This window comes from Mesorhizobium sp. NFR06, assembly GCF_900115245.1.
In the GTDB taxonomy this organism is placed as follows: Bacteria; Pseudomonadota; Alphaproteobacteria; order Rhizobiales; family Rhizobiaceae; genus Mesorhizobium.
On sequence record NZ_FOVT01000015.1, the window covers coordinates 34,355 to 54,093 of the forward strand.

The following is a 19,739-nucleotide window of genomic DNA, read 5'->3' on the forward strand; positions in this document are numbered from 1 at the left end:
CAGCCACCGCCGCACCACCGCTGTCCCGTTCGAGGAAGATCATGTCGCTGGAACTCTACGCAACCTATGTCGTCGCCTGCATCGTCATTATCCTGGTGCCTGGGCCGACGGTGACGCTGATCATCGCCAACAGCATCCGCCATGGCTCGCGCGCCGGGCTTGCCAATGTTGCCGGCACGCAGGCCGGCCTGGCCATCATGATCGCCATCGTCGGCATCGGCCTCAACACGCTGATCGCGGGCATGGGCCATTGGTTCGAATGGGTCAGGCTGATCGGCGCCGCCTATCTGATCTGGATGGGCGTGCAGATGTTCCGCGCCAAGGGCACGCTCAACCCCGACGGGTCGGCGAGAAAGCCGCGCGGCGGCTTCTTCCTGCAGGGCTTCCTGGTAGCGATCAGCAACCCGAAGACGCTGGTCTTCTTCGGCGCCTTCTTTCCTCAGTTCATCGCTCCGCAGGGCAACTACACGCTGCAGATCGCCGTCATGGGCCTCACCGCCATGATCTTCGCCGCCATGTCGGACTCGACCTATGCCCTTGCCGCGGGCCGCGCCGGACGCCTGCTGTCGGCCAGCCGCGTCAGGCTGATGTCCCGGATCAGCGGCAGCTTCCTTGTCGGCGGCGGGCTGTGGCTGGCCTTCTCGAAGGCGAAGTGAAACAACGCATAGACCTTTACAACAACACTTCTGCTCCCCACATCACTGCTGCTGGGGGTCAAGTAGGTGTTCAACAGCTATACCGAATTGCGTAAGAATGCGCTCGCCATTCTGCTGGTGGGCGCCGTATTTGTGCTTGGTGGATATGTCTTTGTTCGGAACCTTACCAATGATGTCAGCCCGATCCAGGCCGTCGACATGATAAATGCGACGATCAAGAGTGTTCAGTGGGGTGGCAGGAACTCTCCGACCACCTATGTGCTATTCCTTGATGGCGGCGCAACGGTTCTCGTCAACGACGATCGGCCGCACCTAATCGGGTCCCGTGCAAGCGTCGAGCGCGTTACCCGTGACACCGGCTTCGTTTCCTACCGGTTTGCGCAATGAGTCTATTCGGCCAAGCGGGCAGATGCGCCTGTTGAAGACGCGCCTGCCATAGAAGTCAGTTCAACCGCCCGAGCCGCTCCACCAAGAGCGCGAAGAAGCCGTCATGGTCGATGTCGCGCATCACCATGGCGTTCTTTTCCCGCTTGGTGACACCCCACCAGTCGATCACCGTCATGCCCATGGTCAGCTCCGACGAAGTCTCGACGCTGACGTTGCAGCGGCGACCCTCGAACAGCTCCGGCTTGATGAGATAGGCGATCACGCACGGATCGTGCAGCGGCCCGCCGTCGGTGCCGTATTTCTCCTCGTCGTACCGCTCGAAGAACTCCAGCATTTCGGCGGTGGCGGTGCCGACCTTGGTGCCGAGCTGACGGAAGGCCTGGATGCGCTTGGCCGTGGTCAGCGCCTTGTGGGTGACGTCGAGCGGCATCATCACGATCGGAATGCCGGACTTGAACACCACGTCGGCGGCCTGCGGGTCGACATAGATATTGAATTCGGCCGTTGGCGTGACATTGCCACCTTCGAAGAAGCCGCCGCCCATCAAAACGATTTCCTTGATGCGTGGCGCGATACTGGGCTCGCGGATCAGCGCCAGCGCGATGTTGGTGAGCGGCCCAAGCGGGCAGAGCGTGACCGTGCCGGCTTCCTCGCGCATTAGCGTCTCGACGATGAAATCGACGGCATATTGCTCTTGAAGCGGCATGGTGGGCTCAGGCAGTTGCGGGCCGTTCAGGCCGGTCTTGCCGTGCACTTCCTCGGCGGTGACGAGTTGGCGCGCCAGCGGCCGGATGGCGCCGGCATAGACCCTGATGTCCGGCCTGCCGGCCAGCTCGCAGATCTTGCGGGCATTCTTCTGGGTCAGCTTCAGCGGCACGTTGCCGGCAACAGCGGTTATGCCGACGATTTCCAGCTCGGAACTGCCGAGCGCCAGCAATATGGCGACGGCGTCGTCCTGGCCGGGATCCGTGTCGATGATGATCTTTCTGGGTTGGGGCATTTCAATTCCTTTTGGGAGTCTTTTTGGGCGGGGTTTTGGTGGCTTGAACTTGATCGCGCGGCGGACCATATCAACACCATCGGGAAAAATGCCATCCGGGTTTTTCCAGTTTGTGTCGCTCTTCAGAGGACAGTGTAACAATGAGTCGAATGACGCCCTTCTCCAGCCCGCTGCTTCTGGGCTTCGATGCCATGGAAAAGACGCTCGAGCGTCTGGCGAAGTCGGGCGACGGCTATCCCCCGTACAACATCGAGCGCCTCAGCCCCACCGACGGTAAGGCCGAGCGGCTGCGCATCACATTGGCCGTTGCCGGCTTTGCCGAGAGCGACCTCGATGTCACCACGGAGGAAAATCAGCTGATCGTGCGCGGCCGCCAGACCGACGACACCGAGCGCGAATTCCTCCACCGCGGCATCGCCGCGCGCCAGTTCCAGCGCTGTTTCGTGCTGGCCGACGGCATGCGGGTAATAGCGGCGGAACTGAAGAATGGCCTGCTGTCGATCGATCTCGACCGGCCGGAGGCCGAGCGGCTGGTACGGAAAATAAACATATCGGTGAAAGACTGATCTTCGCCGATGGCTCTATGCGAGGCGGCCAATCCTGGCGTCCTCGCGCCAAGGAGGCTTGAAATGACCAGAACTGACGAAACGATCACCATGACCAGCGGCGAATTCGCCCATCTCGGCGAAGGCTCGGTCGCTTACCTCAGGAAAGTGTCGAGCGACGACCTGCGCGGCCGCTTCCCCGGCCTTCAGGAAATCGCGCCCGGCCTGGAACTGTGGGCGCTGTTTGCCGCCAACGGTCAGCCGATCCTGCTTTCGGATGCCCGGGACCGGGCGCTGGCCGGTGCGATGGAGAACGATCTGACCACGGTCGCGATCCACTAGGCTCGAAAAGCGGAACCTGTTTTCGGGCAGGATCATGGTCGCGACGTCTGGAATGGAAAGGGCCGCCCGCGGCGGCCCTTGGAAGATTTAATCCAAAACGGTTTTCCGTCCGGAATTGCGCTTAAAGAGACTCAGGCTGCGTGCGAGGCCTGCGTATCGGACAGCAACGCGTGGATCGCCACCGCGTCCCGCGTACCCCTGATCTTGGCCACCGTATCGGCATCGCGCAGCACGCGCGCGATGCGCGACAGCGCCTTGAGATGGTCGGCGCCGGCGCCTTCGGGTGCAAGCAGCAAAAAAACCAGGTCGACCGGCTGATCGTCCAGCGCCTCGAAATCGACCGGTGTTTCCAGCCGGGCGAAGACGCCCGCGATCCGCTTCACGCCGGCAAGCTTGCCGTGCGGGATGGCGATGCCGTTGCCGACGCCGGTCGAGCCCAGCCGTTCGCGCTGCAGGATGGTGTCGAACACCTCCCGTTCCGGAATCCCCGAAATCGCCGCTGCCCTCTCCGACAGCAATTGCAGAAGCTGCTTTTTGGAGTTCGCCTTCAACGCCGGCATGATCGCCGGGACGCTGATGAGATCACTGAGATCCATGCTTGAAAAATCCCTTGCTCGCCTGCCGCGCCAGTCGTCGCCCCCTCGCGCGGCTGGCTTTTTATCCCTGCGCGACTTTGGTCGTCGACGGATCGATCCAGCCGATATTGCCGTCCGGCCGGCGGTAGACGATGTTGAGATGGTCGTTTCCGGCATTGCGGAAGACGAAAACCGGGCTGTCGCTGGTATCAAGCTCTATGACAGCCGAGGCCACCGACATGGTCCGCAGCGTCATGCTTGATTCGGCGACGATGACCGGAGCGAAGTCTTCCGGCATGTCTTCCTCATCGTCGGTGAGAGGAGCCATCACGGTATAGGCGATGTCGGTCGGCTCTTCGCCGTTGCCGTTGCCAACGTTGCGCGACTTCAGCCGGCGCTTGTAGCGCCGCAGCCGTGTTTCCAGGCGATCGGCTGCCGCCTCGAAGGCAAGCGTCGGATCCTGGGCGTCGCCGGTCGCCTGCAGCGAAGCGCCGGAATCGAGCCGGACCATGCAGTCGGCGGAGAAACGCGACCCCGATTTGATGACCGTGACATGTCCTGAAAAACCCCGATCGAAATATTTCTCGATCGCCTCGCCGACCCGGTCGTTGATGCGCGTGCGGAACGCATCGCCGATGTCCATGTGTTTTCCCGATATGCGCAGATTCATCTGAAAACTGACCTTCCTTGCTCAGGCTTCAAACTGTTCCCGAGTTTATACCCGTGGTGCGCGCGCACAAGCTTTGCAGCGGCATGCGCGCCGATTTTAGACCCGAACTTTCTGGTTGATCACAAGTCGCCTTCTTGGCCGTCCGTGGCCTTGTCTGACGGACCCATTCGCGAGCCGGCATTACCGCCCTGCTCATGCGGGCGGGCTTCTAGACACTTCATTGCGGCTTGTCAATGAAGCTCGGAAATTGTGGAAAATCCGCATGTTCTCGCGCCAGCCAAGGCCTGCGGGGATTCGGACCAAGCGTTGTCGAGAATGGCCTAGCGGCCGGCATTGGCAAGCGCCCGCTTCTCCCGCCGACGCTGCACCGACGACGGAATGTTCATGCCTTCCCGGTATTTGGCGACGGTGCGACGGGCGATATCGACCCCGCTTTCCTTCAGCATATCGACGATGGCATCGTCGGAAAGCACGTCGGCAGGCTTTTCCTCGTCGATCATCTGCTTGATACGGTCGCGCACGGCTTCCGATGAATGCGCTTCGCCACCCGCCGCCGAGGCGATGGAGGCGGTGAAGAAATAGCGCAATTCGAAGACGCCGCGCGGCGTCAGCATGTATTTGTTGGCGGTGACGCGGCTGACGGTCGATTCATGCATGCCGATGGCATCGGCCACCGTGCGCAGGTTGAGCGGCTTGAGGTGCCGCACGCCATGGACGAGGAAGGCGTCCTGCTGACGCACGATTTCCGAGGCCACCTTGAGAATGGTCTTGGCCCGCTGGTCGAGGCTGCGCGTCAGCCAGTTGGCGTTCTGCAGGCATTCGGCGAGAAAGTCCTTTTCCGCCTGATCCTTGGTGTGGCTGGAAATGCGGGCAAAATAAACATTGTCCACCAGCACGCGCGGCAGCGTCTCGGCGTTGAGCTCCACCGCCCAGCTGCCGTCGTTGGCGGCGCGGACCTCGACATCGGCGACAATCGCGTCGCTTGCGCCGCCCGAAAACGCCAGGCCGGGTCGCGGATCGAGCGCGCGGATCTCGGCCAGCATGTCCAGCAGGTCCTCCTCGTCGACGCCGCAGATGCGTTTCAGCGTCTGGAAGTCCCGCCGCGCCAAAAGCTCGAGGTTGGCCACCAGCGCTTTCATCGCCGGATCGAGCCGATCACGCATCGCCAGCTGCAGCGACAGGCATTCGGCAAGATCGCGCGCGAAAAGTCCTGTCGGCTCGAAGGTCTGGCAGGCGCCGAGCACACGCGCCACCGCCGCACGATCCGTGCCGAGCCGGGTCGCGATCTCACCGAGGTCGGTGCGCAAATAGCCGGCTTCGTCGAGCCCATCGGCGAGCTCCCGCGCGATCAGGCGTTCGCCCGGGCTCAGGAAAGCAAGCGCGATCTGCTCGCCGACATGTTCGCGCAGCGTGATCATGGCCGCGGCCATGTCGCCCACATCGAACCCTTCGGATGACGCTCCGCCGGCGCCGCCGGCAGCCGACTTCCATTGCGCCGTGAGATCCGGCCCAAGCCTCTCGCTGGTGCCGGGATCGTCGGGAAACAGGTTCTCCAGGGATGAATCGAGCTTTTGCGAAATCGCTTCCGCGCTCCATTCGGTCTCGCCCTCGAACCAGTCGCCCTCGCCATCCCGCTCTGGCGCCGCCTCGCTTTTCTGGGATTGATCGCCGGCAGCGTCGTCTTGCGGTTCGGCCCGCTCCAACAGCGGGTTGCGCTCGATCTCGTCGTCGATGAAACGCTCGAGCTCGATATGGGTCAGCTGCAGCAGCCGGATCGACTGCATCAGCTGCGGCGTCATCACCAGCGACTGGGATTGTCTGAGCTGCAGTTTGGCTGCCAGCGCCATGGTGTGATTCAAACGCCTCGTCTACGCGTCGGACTGTGCCGAAGCAAATTTTCCGGCCAGGCATAGAAACTGGCCCGGCTTTTGCTTGTCAAGGAAAACGCTAGCAGTTGCGGCTTACCGGAGCGTTATCGAGCGGTGAAACGGCCGAAAGTCGTGACGCGCCCATCGAAAACCGCGCCACGAGCCGCGAAAACCCGAGGTCAGAGCGTAAAGCCCTCGCCGAGATAGAGACGCCGCACATCGGCGTTGGCGACGATTTCGTCGGCCCGGCCGTGCGTCAGCACCTGGCCGGCATGGATGATGTAGGCGCGGTCGATCAGGCCAAGCGTCTCGCGCACATTGTGGTCGGTGATCAAAACGCCGATGCCGCGCGCCGTGAGGTGGCGCACCAGCTGCTGGATGTCGGCGACGGCGATCGGGTCGATGCCGGCGAAGGGCTCGTCGAGCAGCATATAGGCCGGCCGCGTCGCCAGCGCCCGCGCGATTTCGAGGCGCCGCCGTTCGCCGCCCGACAGCGACATCGACGGCGCCTTGCGCAGATGGCTGATGTGAAACTCCTCGAGCAGCTCGTCGAGCGTGCGTTCGCGTTCCTTGCGGCTCTTTTCCACCACCTCCAGGACCGCGCGAATGTTCTGCTCGACGTTCAGGCCGCGGAAGATCGACGCTTCCTGCGGCAGATAGCCGATACCGAGGCGGGCACGCCGGTACATCGGCATCGAGGTGACGTCGAAGCCGTCGATCTCGATCGAGCCTTCATCGACGGGCACGAGGCCGGTGACCATGTAAAAACAGGTGGTCTTGCCGGCACCGTTGGGGCCAAGCAGGCCGACGGCCTCGCCGGCGCGCACGCCGAGCGTTACCCCGCTCACCACCTTGCGGCCCTTGTAGCTTTTGGTCAGGCCCTTGGCGATCAGGGTGCCTTTGAACTTCGCCTTGTCGGTGCCGACCATCGCCGGCGCAGCCGGCGCTGCGGCCGCCCGTCCGGGAAGACGGGCAAGCAGCGAGGATACGCCGGCCATCAGTTGCTCGACGCTCCCTGCTGCTGCGTGCCCTGTTTCTGCGGTGTGAACGACATGATGACGCGAGGACAGCCTTCGACATTGCCGAGGCCGCTCTTCATCTGCACTGTGAGCTTGCAACCCTTGAGCACATTGTCGCCCTGCGACAGCACCACTTCCTTGCCCTCGAGCACCAGCACCTGCGTCTTCATGTCGAACTTGCCGGTGTCGCCGGTGGCGATCTGGTCGTTCGATTTGATGTAGACTTTGTTCTCGACCAAGAGGTGGTCGATATTGGCCGCGCCCGTCATCGCCGACGCGCCGGCCGCGGCACTTTTGCCGGCATTGGCGTCCTTGACATAGTAGACCGTCATCTTGCCGGCCTTGAGCAGGGTCGGCCCCTGATTGACGGTCACGTTGCCGCTGAACACGGCCATGCTGTCGGCCTGGCGGACCTCCAGCTTGTCGCTTTCGATCTGGATCGGCTGGTCACCCGACAGTTTCAGCCCCGGGATCTGGCTGGTCGCGCTCGATTGCGCCAACGAATGCGCCGTTCCCAGCAACAGCAGTGCGAAAGCAGCGCCCGGAAGCCATGCGGATTTACTGCGACGCATTCTGTTCTCCACTGTTTACCCCTGCCGCCTTCAGGCCGGCCGGATCGATGTTGACGCGAACCCGGTTCTCGAAGACCACGAGCCTGCCATTGTCCTCGACCGACATCGAGTCCGCGGTGATGCGCGACCCGCCACGGCTGACGTCGACCGGATTGCTCGTCTTCATAGAGCCTTTGCCCATGTCTAGGAAGATCGATTTGAAAGTCGCCACAAGGCCGTCTGTCGTCGTCACGCTGACGTCGCTGGTTAGGTCCATCGTGTTGGCGTCGCGGTTGTAGATGCCGTGCGCGGCATCGACCGATACGACATTGTCGGTGGCGACGGGCAGTTTGGCGTTGATGCCTTCGAGGTCGATGACGGCCTGCTGGCCGACATCCTGCGTTGCCCTGATCGCCGTCAGCGAATATGGCAGCTTCTGCTTGGTGAAGCCGTTGAGCTTCGGATTGGCCATCACCAGCTTGCCGTTCGAAAACGCCGTGCCGTCGGCCTGCACGGAGATGGACACCGGCGCTTTGAGATAGGAATAGACCGGAAAGGCGACGGCTATCGCGACCGCGAGCAGCGGCACCGCGAATTTCAGCACGCGCACGCGCCGCGAATGCCGCTGCGCGCGGTTGAAAGCATCGCCACGCGTGCCGCCGTGGGTCACGGGAGCCGATGCCGCAGCGGCATCGCTCGTTTCGTCAGATCGCGCCAACATGACTTTTCTAATGGACCTTTGCCCGCCCAAACACCGCCTATAGGTGGTATGCCGGCACCTACAAGCAAGCACAAGCGGAGGAAAACTGCAAAAATGTGACGCCTGCCGCCCGCAAAATCGAGGGCAATTCGGCGGCGCAGCCCGTACTTCATAGCAGATACGGACTGGTTGCGTTAATTTTTCGTGAGGTCTACGCCAAGGTGCAAGCTCGAACCCCGCTTCTCAGGAAACGGTAGCCGTCTGCCGAGGCTTGCTTTAAAAGCGTGCTTTCCCACCGACCCATGAGGCTGACAATGGCAACGAGAGCCGACGACCTGATCGACCGCCGCCGCTTGCGCCGCAAGCTGACGTTCTGGCGCGTGGCTGCGTTTCTGGTTCTGGCGGCAGCCATCATTGCTTTCTCGGTCTGGGTCTATGACGAAGATTTTACCGGCCGCGCGCTCCCCCACATCGCCAAGGTCAAGATTGAAGGCACCATCACCGAGGACGAGGAACTGCTCAAGAGGCTTGAGGCGATCCGCAAGTCGCCGGAGGTAAAGGGCGTCATCCTGTCGATCGATTCGCCCGGAGGCACCACGGTCGGTGGCGAATCCACCTTCGAGGCGGTGCGCAAGCTCGCCGGCGACAAGCCGGTGGTGGCGGAAGTCGGCACGCTGGCAGCATCGGCCGGCTATATGATCGCAAGCGCGGCCGACCATATCGTCGCCCGCAAGACTTCGATCGTCGGCTCGATCGGCGTGCTGATCCAGTATCCTGATGTCAGCGGCCTCATGGACAAGCTGGGAATCAAGCTGGAAGAAGTGAAATCATCGCCGCTCAAGGCTTCGCCCTCGCCCTTCAAGCCAACCAATGACGACGAGCGGGCCATGGTGCGAAAGCTGATCCTCGACAGCTATGACTGGTTCGTCGGCATCGTCGCCGACCGCCGCAAGATGACGCATGACCAGGCGCAGGCGCTGGCCGACGGTTCGATCTTCACCGGCCGACAGGCTTTAGCCAATCATCTGGTCGATGCCGTCGGCGGTGAGCAGGAGGCGATCGACTGGCTGGCGACCAAGGGCGTGGACGGCAAGCTCAAGGTCGTCGAGTGGAAGGACAAGGACGGGCGCGGCCGTTTCTTCTTCTCGCAGTCGATGGCAAAAGTGGCGGCCAAGGCGCTCGGCCTGCCGGATGCCGGCGGCGACGTCATTCATGAATTGGGCGCCGACCGCTTGTTTCTTGACGGTCTCGTTTCGGTCTGGCACCCTTAAGATGTCGTTGGGACGAGCCAAAAAAGCAATAAAATCATCCTGATATCGACCGCAGTGGTTTTACGGGGAACGTTCTATGATCAAATCCGAACTTGTGCAGATCATTGCTGCACGCAACCCGCACCTTTTCCTGCGCGATGTCGAAAACATCGTCGGCGCGATCTTTGACGAGATTACCGATGCGCTGGCCGAGGGCAATCGGGTCGAGTTGCGCGGTTTCGGCGCCTTTTCGGTGAAGAATCGCCCTGCCCGCACCGGCCGCAATCCGCGCACCGGCGAATCCGTCGAGGTCGAGGAAAAGTGGGTGCCGTTCTTCAAGACCGGCAAGGAGTTGCGCGAAAGGCTGAACGGCGGCAAATAGCCGCCGCGCCGGCGGGGCTGAAACGGCATCTTGGCGCTTAAAGCATGTCTTCCGAAAATGGAGACCGGTTTCGGGCCAAGACATGCGCGCTTCGAGAAGCCTCTCCATGGAGATCTGATGTTCAATCGCTTCATTCTCGTCGTGGTCTTCGTGCCGCTGGCCGTCGTCCTGATCGCGCTCGCCGTCGCCAACCGCGGCTCCGTCGCCTTCACGCTCGATCCATTCCATCCCGGCAATCCCGCATTGACGCTGAACCTGCCGCTTTTCATCTTCCTTTTCCTGGCTTTGGCCATCGGCATGGTCGTCGGCAGCATGGCGACCTGGGTGAAGCAGGGCCGCTATCGCAAGCTCGCGCGCCAGCGCGGTCTCGAGGCGGAAAACCTGCGCCAGGCGGTGGGCCGCGCACCGGCTGCGCCGAAGGGACCGGCGCTGCCCAAACCGACGAACTAAAAGCAATTCCGGGAGAAATGTGTCGCGGTTTCGATTCGCAACTGCGTAAAAGATCATCGAGCGTCAGTTCGATAGTACGGAGCTTGCAATGCTGACCATTTCGGCCGCCGAGGTCGACAGTGCGCTGACCTTTCCCGGCCTCGTCGAAACGCTGCGCACCGCCTTCCGCGATGGCGCGGTGCAGCCGGTTCGTCACCATCACGGCGTGGAGCGGCCGGATGGTGCCGCCTCGACCCTGCTCTTGATGCCGGCCTGGACCGACTTCAACGCGGCGGGGACTTCTGCGGGAGGCCATATCGGCGTCAAGATCGTCACCGTGTCGCCGGACAATAACGCCATCGGCAAGCCGGCGGTGATGGGCCTCTATCTTCTGCTCGACGGCGTCACCGGCGAGCCGGAAGCATTGATCGACGGCCAGCGGCTGACGCAGTGGCGCACGGCTTGCGCCTCCGCGCTCGCTGCCTCTTATCTAGCCCGCCAGGACGCTTCGAGCCTTTTGGTGATCGGCGCCGGCGCGCTATCACCGTTCCTTGCCAAGGCGCATTCGGCGGTTCGGCCGATCAAGTCCATCCGCATCTGGAACCGCACGCAAGCCAATGCCGAGAAGGTGGCGGCCGCATTGCGCGCCGAAGGCTTGCCGGCGAATGTCGCCGGCGATCTCGACGCAGAACTTGGCGAGGCCGACATCGTCGCCTCGGCGACGATCTCGAACACGCCGCTGGTCAAGGGCGCGCTGCTGAAACCGGGCGCCCATGTCGATCTGGTCGGCGGCTTCACGCCGGCGATGCGCGAAAGCGATGACGACGCCATTTCCCGCGCCCGCGTCTTTGTCGATACCCGCGCCGGCGCCACCAAGGAGGCCGGCGACATCGTCCAGCCCCTGGCGTCGGGCATATTGAAGCCCGAAGCAATCATTGCCGACCTGCACGAACTGGCGCGCGGCGAGAAGCAAGGCCGCCAGAGCGACGGCGAGATCACGCTGTTCAAGTCGGTTGGTGCAGCACTTGAAGATCTCGCCGCCGGCATCGCCGTCTACAAGGCGCTCAGGTAGCGAGCTCCGGCAGCGTGGCGCCCATTGCCGCGCCAATAAGGTGAAAGTCGCGTTGGCTGATCTCAAACAGGCCGAAGCGCAGCTGGTAGCCCCAGTTCGGCCGGTTTGCGGCAAAGTCGAGCCTGTCCAGCAGCGGCTTGATCGGCGCTTCCTTGGCGTCGCACCAGTCGACGTCGCGCCGCGCGGGCGTGAAACCGCCGCCCATGACGCCCTCATACACCTCGCCTTGCCGCACCGTGCCGACGGCCGTGAAGGATTGCAGTCCGTCCTTCTCGCCGAACACGGTGCTTGGCGAATAGTAGACGATGCCGTCGCCCGGCTTGATACGGCGCAAGGGCGCCGCCTTGCCGTGGTTGACCTGCATGAATCCGCTTTTGCGGCCGATCCTCACATGTTCGGCCGATGCGACGGCGACCCAGAAGGCGCTCATCCTTGCGCCCCCTCGAAAGGCCAGTAGACGCGCAGGCGATGATTGTCGGGATCGAGCGCGACGAAGGTGCGGCCGAAATCCATGTCGGTCGGCGTCTGCAGGATGTTCAGGCCGCGACGCGCCCAATCGACATGCGTGGCGTCGACCGCCGCCGCGTTTTCGACGGCAAGCACGATCTCGCCGCCACCGCCTGCCGCCGCGGCCGCCGGCTGCACCGTGTGACGCGACCAAAGGCCAAGCTTGAAGCCCTTGTCGAGCACGAACATGACGAAGGTCGGCGAGGATTCGACCGGCTTGTGTCCAAGCAGCGAGGCGTAGAACGCACCGCTCCGCTCGGGGCTGTCGACATAGAGGATAACGAAATTCGGCGTGGCCATGTCTGGTCTCCAAGCTGTTTGAACCGTGAAGAGCGTACGCGATACCACTGTCAGATTCTGGCAGCAGCAATCAGCCGGCGGGGTCCCTCCGGACATCCCGGCGGGGCTTATCGAGCGTCGCTCGCCACTCTTTCAGCATGGCCTGGCGGCGGCGCGGGTAGCGGATTTCCGTGGCTGCGAGATTTGACATCCGGTCGGCGCGGAAATGGCGGAAATCCTGGCGCATTTCGCACCACGCCGCCATCACGCGCACCTTGTCGAAGAAGCCGAGCGCGAATGGCCAGACCAGCCGTTCGGATGCCGCTCCTTCGGCGTCGCGATACAGGAAGGCGAGCTTGCGCTCTTCGCGGATCGCCTGCCGCACGACGCCAAGGTCAATGGCCTCGGCATTTTGCGCGCGCGGCCCGACGAGCAGCGTCGTCGCGTCGAGATCCTCGCGCAGATCATCCGGCAGCACCGCCGCGATCTTGGCCAGCGCATCCGTCGCGGCCGCCGCCAGCCGCTTGTCCGGCTGCTTCGCCACCCAGCGCGAGCCAAGCACGATGGCCTCGATTTCCTCGTCGCTGAACATCAGCGGCGGCAGCATGAAGCCGGGCTTCAGCACGTAGCCGAGCCCTGCCTCGCCCTCGATCGGCGCGCCCTGTCCCTGCAGCGTCGCGATGTCGCGGTAGAGCGTGCGGATCGAGACGCCGACCTCGTCCGCAAGCGTGTGGCCGCTCACCGGCCGGCGATGACGGCGCAGGATTTGGATCAGGTCGAGCAGGCGTTCGGAACGGGACATCGATTTTCTGTTTGTAGGCCATGGACGATAGGACTGCGGTGTGCATCACGGCAAGCAACTCAACAATGTGGAACACTCGCCGGGCTCGTTGTCTCCGCAATGGAGATGCGCGGATTCCTGCTGTTCCGGTCGGTACTGACCACCACAATCGCGGCACTCACCCTCGGACCGTCCTTTGCCCATGTGCTGGAATCGCTGCCCAGGCTGACGAAATGGTCGCAGGCGCTCTGGGGCGACGCGACGGTCTTCAACACCCAATTCCAGCTTTTTGCCGTGATCGGAGCACCGCTCGACATCGCAGCGATCCTCTGTCCAGCGCTGTTGGCCCGGATGCTGCGCCGGAACCCTCTGCCTTCCGGTTCGTGCTCGCTGCCACCTTGCTCTATGCTGTCTCGCTGGCGCTTTGGTTCGGGCTTGTCAAACCGGCCAACGACATTCTTGCGACCTGGGGGCGAGGACCGATCCCGGATAATTTTCGAGGCCGTCCGGTTGCGCTGGGAAACCGGCCACATGGCGGTGACCGCAGCCAAGGCGCTCGGCTTCATTTCGCTTTGTTTTGGCCTGCTCAGGGTCCGGTCCGGATGATGGCCTCGCCATTGAATGAGCCACGGTTTGTTGCGCCGGTGGGCCGAGCTGTGGCAGAAGCGGGCCGAACCGCCGGAGATGATCCTTCTTGAAATCTTTTCGCGACAAACGCCGCGATGGCCGCCCGCACCCCACGAGGTCGGAACAGGCCCGCCCGCGTGATGCGTTTGCGGCTGGACGGCAGCAGGCAGCGCCTGCCGAGCGCCGCGAAGCCAAGCCGATGGATCGGCAGGAAGCCAAACCGGCGCCGCGCGCGCTTGCGCGTCGCGAGGGCGCGTTGCCCGCCGAGCGCCTGCCGCTCATCCTCGAAGTCGCGCCCAATGCCGATTACACGTTGCTGGACAGCGGCGCCGGCGAGAAGCTCGAGCAGTACGGCCCCTACAGGATCGTGCGCCCCGAGGGCCAGGCGATCTGGCAGCGGGCGCTGCCGGCAAGGGAATGGGAGCGCGCCGACGCCATCTTCACCGGCGACACCGACGAGGAAGGCATCGGCCGCTGGCGCTTTCCGAAGGCGCCGCTTGGCGAAACCTGGCCGATGAAGCATGACGGCATCGACTATCTCGGCCGCTTCACCTCGTTCCGCCATGTCGGCGTCTTTCCGGAGCAGGCTTCGCATTGGGATCATATGGCGGGGCTGATCGCGTCGGCGAAGCGCCCGGTGAAAGTGCTGAACCTGTTCGGCTATACTGGGTTGGCCTCGCTGGTGGCGGCCCGCGCGGGCGCCGAGGTCACCCATGTCGATGCCTCGAAGAAGGCGATTGGCTGGGCGCGCGAGAACCAGGAGATGGCCGGCCTTGCCGACAAGCCGATTCGCTGGATCGTCGAGGACGCGGTGAAGTTCGCCGAGCGCGAGGAACGGCGAGGCAGCCGCTACGACATCGTGCTGTTCGACCCGCCGGCCTATGGCCGCGGCCCCAAAGGCGAGGTCTGGCAATTGTTCGAAGACCTGCCGGGCCTCACCGACCTTTGCCGCTCGATCCTGACGCCGAAACCGCTGGCCGTCGTCCTCACCGCCTATTCGATCCGCGCGTCCTTCTTCGCCATCCATGCGCTGATGCGCGATACCTTCGCCGGCATGGGCGGCACGGTCGAATCGGGCGAACTGATCATTCGCGAGAAATCCGCCGGCCGCGCGCTGTCGACCTCGCTGTTCTCGCGCTGGGTGGCTTGAATGACTGTACATGATGGCGCTCGCCCTGTCGGGCAGGTCAAGGAGGTCACCAGCCTTGCCAATCCGCTGGTCAAGGACATCAAGGCACTCGCCTTGAAGAAGTTCCGCGACCAGCAGAACGCCTTCATGGCCGAAGGCCTGAAGCTGGTCATCGATGCCCTCGACCTCGGCTGGTCGATCCGGACTCTGGTCTTCGCCAAGGCGGGACGCGGCAATGCGGCCGTCGAAAAGGTCGCGGCGCGGACTGTTGCCACCGGCGGCACGGTTTTGGAGGTCTCCGAAAAAGTGCTTGCGGCCATCACCCGCCGTGAAAATCCTCAGATGGTGGTCGGCGTCTTTGCACAGCAGACCGTGCCGTTGAAGGACATCCGCGCCAGGGATGGCGATGTCTGGGTCGCGCTCGACCGGGTGCGCGATCCAGGCAACCTCGGTACCGTCATCCGCACCGTCGACGCCGTCGGCGCCAAGGGCGTCATCCTGGTCGGGGACACCACCGACCCGTTTTCGCTGGAAACGGTCCGCGCCTCGATGGGCTCGATCTTCGCTGTGCCGGTCGCCAAGGCGACTGAGCAGGCCTTCCTCGGCTGGCGGCGCGATTTTTCAGGTCTTGTCGCTGGAACGCATCTCAAGGGCGCGGTCGACTATCGTTCGGTCGATTTCTCCAGGGGCCCGGTTTTGCTGCTGATGGGCAACGAACAGAAGGGCCTGCCCGACAGCCTCGCCGACAGCTGCGACCGGCTGCTGAGAATCCCCCAGGCAGGTCGTGCCGACTCGCTCAATCTGGCCGTCGCCACCGGCGTGATGCTGTTTGAAATCCGGCGCGGCGCGTTGAAGCTCGAGTCCGCCAACGACACGCGATGAGGACGCCGATGAGGGCTGTTGAGTGAAATCCTGGTCCCCTTACGCCGTGCTGGTCGTCGTTGCCATCGGGCTCGACCAGTGGATCAAGCAGCTGGTCGAGAACGGTCTCGCCTTTCAGGAGAAAGTCGATCTCCTGCCGTTCCTGGCGCTGTTTCGCACCTACAACACCGGCGTCGCCTTTTCGATGTTCCAGTCCTTCGGCGACACCGGCCTAGTGATCATTGCCGTGCTCGTCGTCGCCTTTGTCCTCTATCTCGCCGCGCGCACGCCGGTCGCCCATGTCATCGCGCGCATCGGCTTTGCCCTGATCATCGGCGGCGCGCTGGGCAACCTCATTGACCGCGCCGTCTACGGCCACGTCATCGACTATATCCTGTTCCACACGCCCGTCTGGTCCTTCGCGGTGTTCAATCTCGCCGACGCCTTCATTTCGGTCGGCGCGGCGCTCGTCGTCTTCGACGAGCTGATCGGCTGGCGGCGCGAAGCCAAGCCCCAGGATCCAGGCAATTGACCGCGGCCGGCGACCGCCGCAAACTCTTTTGTGAAGCAATTCCGGGAAGAGTGTGCCGCGGTTTTCTGTCCGGAGTTGCGTGAAAACAAATCGTCATCGCGAGGAGAAAACCATGCCCGATACCTTCAAAGCCATCCTCGTTTCGCGCGATGCGGAGAAGAAGCAGTCGGTCGATGTCGTCGACCTGACCGAGGCCGACCTGATGGAAGGCGATGTCACCGTCGCCGTGGAGGCGACGACGGTGAACTACAAGGATGGGCTCGCCATCACCGGCAAGGCGCCGGTCGTCCGCCGCTGGCCGCTGGTTCCGGGCATCGATTTTGCCGGCACGGTGATCTCCTCCGCGCATCCCGATTGGCGCAAGGGCGATCATGTCATCCTCAACGGCTGGGGTGTCGGCGAGACGCACCATGGCGCCTATGCCGGACGCGCCCGCGTCAAGGGCGACTGGCTGGTGCCGTTGCCTGAGGGCATGAGCGCGCACGATGCCATGGCCGTCGGCACTGCGGGCTATACGGCAATGCTCTCCGTCATGGCGCTGGAGCGGCATGGCATCGTGCCCGACCGCGGCCCGGTTGTAGTGACGGGCGCCGCCGGCGGCGTCGGCTCGGTCGCCATCTCGATCCTCTCCAGCCTCGGCTACCATGTCATCGCCTCGACCGGCCGCAACGCCGAAAGCCCCTATCTGATCGACCTCGGCGCGGCCGAAGTCATCTCGCGCGAGGAGCTCAGCCAGCCGGCAAAGCCGCTCGCCAAGGAGCGCTGGGCAGGCGGCGTCGACTCGGTCGGCAGCCATACCTTGGCCAATGTGCTGTCGATGACCTCCTATGGTGGCGCGATCGCCGCTTGCGGCCTGGCCGGCGGCATGGACCTGCCGTCGAGCGTCGCGCCTTTCATCTTGCGCGGCGTCTCGCTGCTCGGCATCGATTCCGTGATGGCGCCGAAGCAAGTCCGCCTGGAGGCATGGCGCCGTGTTAGCGCCGATCTCGATCTCGAGAAACTGTCGACCCTGTCGCGCACGATCGGTTTCGACGGCATCATCGATGCCGCGCACGACATCGTCGAAGGCAGGATCAGGGGCCGCGTCGTCGTCGATATGTAGCTGGAAGCATGTCGGAAAACACCGGTTTGTCCGTGAACGCGGGCAACCGCAATCGGCGCAATCGCTAAAATTCGAACGATCCGCCCCAGTCTTCCATAATCTCTGTCTGGCATGGTTTGCGCATGGTCGCGGATTCCGACATCAGGCAGGACGGCAAGACCGCTGGCGCTGACGGGCTCGTCCTCGACGCGCCGAAGCGGCAGGTGCTTGTCGCGCCGCCGCTGGCGCCGGAATTGCCCACTCGCAGCCGCGAAGGCCTGCCGTTCCTGACGATCGTCGCCATCGCCGTTCTGGCCGGACTGGCGCATCTCACCGGGGCGCCGCTCATCGTCACCGTCGGCCTCGCCGCCGCGGCCTTTGCCGGTCTTGCCATGCATCTGCGCAACCGCCGCGACGAGCGGCGCACTGCCGTGCTGCTCGACGAGACAGCCGCCCGCAGCCGCGCCGAGATCGAGACTCTCGCCGACCGCATGTGGGAGATGCAGGAGAGCGAGGAGCGCTTCCGCGGCCTGATCGACGCCCTGGGCGACCTCGTCGTCCATCGCGATCGCGACGGCCATATCGTTTATGCCAACAGCGTCTTTGCCTCGCTTGTCGAGATCGACCCGCGCTATCTTGCCGGCAAGACCTTGTCCGAGCTTGGCATCGATGTCGGCATCGTTCCCGACGCCGCCTTCTCAGACCATGAATGCCTGAGCTCCACCGATGTCGCGATCCGCACGCCGAACGGAGCGCGCTGGTTCTCCTGGATCGAACTGTCGGTGCGCGACAAGGACACCGGCGCGGTCTCGCACCGGGCGATCGCCCGCGACATCACCGCCCGCAAGCGCGCCGAATCCTCGCTGATCACCGCGCGCGAGCGCGCCGAATATGCCAGCCAGGCCAAGTCGCGCTTCCTCGCCACCGTCAGCCATGAGATCCGCACGCCGATGAATGGCATCATGGGCATGGCGAAGCTGCTTGCCGATACCGACCTCTCACCCGAACAGCGCACCTATGTCGGCGCTGTTTCCACCTCGGCCAGCGCACTCCTCGCGCTCATCGAAGATCTGCTCGACTATTCCAAGATCGAGGCCGGCCGCTTCGAGCCCGAGCCGCAGCCGACGTCGCTGCGTGAAATCGCCGACAACATCATCGAGCTTCTCGCTGCAAAGGCCTTCGCCAAGAACATCGGCCTCGGCTGCCACGTCGAGCCCGACGTGCCGCAGATGATCACCGCTGATCCAGGCCGCGTGCGCCAGGTGCTGCTCAACCTCATCGGCAATGCGGTGAAATTCACCGATACCGGCGGCGTTCTGCTGACCGTGGCGCGCGCCCGCACCGAAACCACCGACCGTATCTGCTTCACTGTCGCCGACACCGGCCCGGGACTGCGTGAAGAGGACATGGAGCGCATCTTCGAGGAGTTCGAGCAGTCCGACGGCACCTCGACCAGGGTGCATGGCGGCGCCGGCCTGGGTCTTGCCATCTCGAAGCGGCTGGTGGCGGCCATGGGCGGCACGATCTCGGTTTCCAGCCGGCTCGGCGAAGGGTCCGAATTCGTCCTCGAGATCCCGGCGGTCGCGCCAACCGAACCGCCGCCGCACCGCCACAACATCCTCGCCGACCGACGGGCGACGATCGTGTCGAAAAACGCCATCGAGGCCGACGCCATCGCCCGCGCGATCAGAGCCCATGGCGGGACTGTAGAGATTGCGGCGACACCTGCCCAGGCCGCTCCGTTCGCCGCCGGCTGCAACGTGCTCCTGATCGACGCCGCGCTCGAAAACGGCGACGGCAGGCTGCTCAAGCGGTTGCGCGACTCAGGCTTTGCGGATTGCGAAGCAATTACCCTGATTGCGCCGACGGACCGCGGCATGCTCGGCGAATTCCGCGCCAGCGGCTATGCCACCTTCCTCGCCAGGCCGGTGCGCGGCGAGACCCTCTTGCGGGTGCTGTTGACCAGCCATGGCTCCGCGCTCGCCCAGCCGCGGCCGCAGCCACGCGGCGCCTCCATGGCGCGCAGGCGCGATCAGGGCCTGTCGGTGCTGATAGCCGAGGACAACGACATCAACGCCATGCTCGCCCGCGCCACGCTGCTCAAGGCGGGGCATCGCGTCAAGATCGTCGGCAACGGCAAGGCCGCCGTCGATGCCGTTACCGAAGCCGGCCTCAAATTCCGCTTCGACGTCGTGCTGATGGATCTGCACATGCCTGTCATGGATGGGCTGGATGCGATCGCCGCCATCCGTCGCCATGAAGAGTCCTTGGCCATGCCGCCGATCCCGATCATGGTGCTTTCGGCCGACAGCCAGGAAAAGACCCGTCATGCCGTGCTTGCCCACGGCGCCAGCGGCTTCGTCACCAAGCCGCTCGACCCCGATGCGCTCGTCCAGGCAGTCGAGGGCCAGGTTGCCGCCTGAGGAAATTTTTAACCCTTGCGAGCCTTGGAGCGCTTGGCTTTCGCGGCCACAAGATAGCCGGTTGAGGGTATTG

The 19,739-nt window shown here is 63.8% G+C and carries 23 protein-coding genes and 1 pseudogene; 14 read left to right on the plus strand and 10 right to left on the minus strand.

Features of this window, described 5'->3' with window-relative positions:
- Positions 1–41 precede the first annotated feature (41 nt).
- Positions 42–656 carry a LysE family translocator gene (locus F3H96_RS23230; RefSeq protein ID WP_149804029.1) on the plus strand — a complete coding sequence of 205 codons (615 nt, stop codon included), beginning with the start codon at positions 42–44 and terminating at the stop codon, positions 654–656.
- A 66-nt stretch (positions 657–722) separates the two neighbouring features.
- On the plus strand, positions 723–1,043 hold the full coding sequence (locus F3H96_RS23235) for a hypothetical protein (RefSeq protein ID WP_149804030.1): 321 nt from the start codon (positions 723–725) through the stop codon (positions 1,041–1,043).
- A 55-nt stretch (positions 1,044–1,098) separates the two neighbouring features.
- On the opposite strand, the gene F3H96_RS23240 is transcribed toward F3H96_RS23235, so the two are convergent.
- Entirely contained in the window at positions 1,099–2,043 is a 945-nt protein-coding gene (locus tag F3H96_RS23240; protein WP_149804031.1) for a nucleoside hydrolase, read from the minus strand.
- Positions 2,044–2,183: 140 nt separating this feature from the next.
- Here F3H96_RS23240 and F3H96_RS23245 point away from each other — a divergent pair, with 140 nt between their 5' ends.
- Complete coding sequence (locus tag F3H96_RS23245; protein WP_149804032.1) at positions 2,184–2,609, plus strand: Hsp20 family protein; 426 nt, start codon at positions 2,184–2,186, stop codon at positions 2,607–2,609.
- Positions 2,610–2,672: 63 nt separating this feature from the next.
- Positions 2,673–2,930: a DUF1150 family protein gene (locus F3H96_RS23250; RefSeq protein WP_149804033.1), complete on the plus strand. Its 258-nt coding sequence runs from the start codon at positions 2,673–2,675 to the stop codon at positions 2,928–2,930.
- Positions 2,931–3,061: 131 nt separating this feature from the next.
- On the opposite strand, the gene ptsN is transcribed toward F3H96_RS23250, so the two are convergent.
- The 6 genes from ptsN to lptC form a co-directional block, all read right to left on the minus strand.
- Positions 3,062–3,526 (minus strand): PTS IIA-like nitrogen regulatory protein PtsN, encoded by a 465-nt coding sequence (ptsN, locus tag F3H96_RS23255; RefSeq protein ID WP_042641064.1) that lies wholly within the window; start codon positions 3,524–3,526, stop codon positions 3,062–3,064.
- A gap of 61 nt (positions 3,527–3,587) precedes the next feature.
- A complete protein-coding gene (raiA, locus tag F3H96_RS23260) occupies positions 3,588–4,175 on the minus strand; it encodes a ribosome-associated translation inhibitor RaiA (RefSeq protein ID WP_149804034.1) in 588 nt (195 codons plus the stop codon).
- A 320-nt stretch (positions 4,176–4,495) separates the two neighbouring features.
- Positions 4,496–6,022 carry an RNA polymerase factor sigma-54 gene (gene rpoN, locus F3H96_RS23265; RefSeq protein WP_149804035.1) on the minus strand — a complete coding sequence of 509 codons (1,527 nt, stop codon included), beginning with the start codon at positions 6,020–6,022 and terminating at the stop codon, positions 4,496–4,498.
- A gap of 200 nt (positions 6,023–6,222) precedes the next feature.
- Positions 6,223–7,041: an LPS export ABC transporter ATP-binding protein gene (gene lptB / locus F3H96_RS23270; RefSeq protein WP_149804036.1), complete on the minus strand. Its 819-nt coding sequence runs from the start codon at positions 7,039–7,041 to the stop codon at positions 6,223–6,225.
- Positions 7,041–7,634 (minus strand): LptA/OstA family protein, encoded by a 594-nt coding sequence (locus F3H96_RS23275; protein ID WP_149804037.1) that lies wholly within the window; start codon positions 7,632–7,634, stop codon positions 7,041–7,043. The genes lptB and F3H96_RS23275 overlap by 1 nt, the downstream gene beginning before the upstream one ends.
- Positions 7,621–8,334 carry an LPS export ABC transporter periplasmic protein LptC gene (gene lptC, locus F3H96_RS23280; RefSeq protein WP_149804038.1) on the minus strand — a complete coding sequence of 238 codons (714 nt, stop codon included), beginning with the start codon at positions 8,332–8,334 and terminating at the stop codon, positions 7,621–7,623. Before lptC ends, F3H96_RS23275 begins: the two co-directional genes overlap by 14 nt.
- A 293-nt stretch (positions 8,335–8,627) precedes the next feature.
- On the opposite strand from lptC, the gene sppA reads away from it, so the two are divergent.
- From sppA to F3H96_RS23300, 4 genes are all read left to right on the plus strand, one after another.
- Positions 8,628–9,584 (plus strand): signal peptide peptidase SppA, encoded by a 957-nt coding sequence (gene sppA, locus F3H96_RS23285; RefSeq protein ID WP_149804039.1) that lies wholly within the window; start codon positions 8,628–8,630, stop codon positions 9,582–9,584.
- Positions 9,585–9,660: 76 nt separating this feature from the next.
- Positions 9,661–9,945: an integration host factor subunit beta gene (locus F3H96_RS23290; RefSeq protein WP_027165368.1), complete on the plus strand. Its 285-nt coding sequence runs from the start codon at positions 9,661–9,663 to the stop codon at positions 9,943–9,945.
- 117 nt (positions 9,946–10,062) lie between these two features.
- Positions 10,063–10,395 carry a DUF1049 domain-containing protein gene (locus tag F3H96_RS23295; RefSeq protein WP_149804040.1) on the plus strand — a complete coding sequence of 111 codons (333 nt, stop codon included), beginning with the start codon at positions 10,063–10,065 and terminating at the stop codon, positions 10,393–10,395.
- Between the two features lie 88 nt (positions 10,396–10,483).
- On the plus strand, positions 10,484–11,446 hold the full coding sequence (locus F3H96_RS23300) for an ornithine cyclodeaminase family protein (RefSeq protein ID WP_149804041.1): 963 nt from the start codon (positions 10,484–10,486) through the stop codon (positions 11,444–11,446).
- Here F3H96_RS23300 and F3H96_RS23305 read toward each other — a convergent pair.
- The 3 genes from F3H96_RS23305 to F3H96_RS23315 all read right to left on the minus strand — a co-directional run bounded on the left by F3H96_RS23305 (position 11,439) and on the right by F3H96_RS23315 (position 13,034).
- Entirely contained in the window at positions 11,439–11,876 is a 438-nt protein-coding gene (locus tag F3H96_RS23305) for an EVE domain-containing protein (protein ID WP_149804042.1), read from the minus strand. The genes F3H96_RS23300 and F3H96_RS23305 overlap by 8 nt on opposite strands.
- Entirely contained in the window at positions 11,873–12,253 is a 381-nt protein-coding gene (locus tag F3H96_RS23310) for a VOC family protein (RefSeq protein WP_149804043.1), read from the minus strand. Before F3H96_RS23310 ends, F3H96_RS23305 begins: the two co-directional genes overlap by 4 nt.
- Before the next feature lie 70 nt (positions 12,254–12,323).
- On the minus strand, positions 12,324–13,034 hold the full coding sequence (locus F3H96_RS23315; protein WP_149804044.1) for a YafY family protein: 711 nt from the start codon (positions 13,032–13,034) through the stop codon (positions 12,324–12,326).
- Between the two features lie 99 nt (positions 13,035–13,133).
- On the opposite strand from F3H96_RS23315, the pseudogene F3H96_RS23320 reads away from it, so the two are divergent.
- From F3H96_RS23320 to F3H96_RS23345, 6 genes and pseudogenes are all read left to right on the plus strand, one after another.
- Positions 13,134–13,619, plus strand: a pseudogene (locus tag F3H96_RS23320) (DUF1772 domain-containing protein).
- An 88-nt stretch (positions 13,620–13,707) separates the two neighbouring features.
- Positions 13,708–14,790 (plus strand): class I SAM-dependent rRNA methyltransferase, encoded by a 1,083-nt coding sequence (locus tag F3H96_RS23325; protein WP_149804045.1) that lies wholly within the window; start codon positions 13,708–13,710, stop codon positions 14,788–14,790.
- Entirely contained in the window at positions 14,791–15,651 is an 861-nt protein-coding gene (locus F3H96_RS23330) for an RNA methyltransferase (protein WP_149804046.1), read from the plus strand.
- Positions 15,652–15,673: 22 nt separating this feature from the next.
- Positions 15,674–16,162, plus strand: a complete 489-nt coding sequence (lspA, locus tag F3H96_RS23335; RefSeq protein WP_149804047.1) for a signal peptidase II — start codon at positions 15,674–15,676, stop codon at positions 16,160–16,162.
- 112 nt (positions 16,163–16,274) lie between these two features.
- Positions 16,275–17,264 (plus strand): MDR family oxidoreductase, encoded by a 990-nt coding sequence (locus F3H96_RS23340; RefSeq protein WP_149804048.1) that lies wholly within the window; start codon positions 16,275–16,277, stop codon positions 17,262–17,264.
- Positions 17,265–17,386: 122 nt separating this feature from the next.
- Positions 17,387–19,666, plus strand: a complete 2,280-nt coding sequence (locus F3H96_RS23345; protein WP_149804049.1) for a PAS domain-containing hybrid sensor histidine kinase/response regulator — start codon at positions 17,387–17,389, stop codon at positions 19,664–19,666.
- Positions 19,667–19,739: the final 73 nt, after the last annotated feature.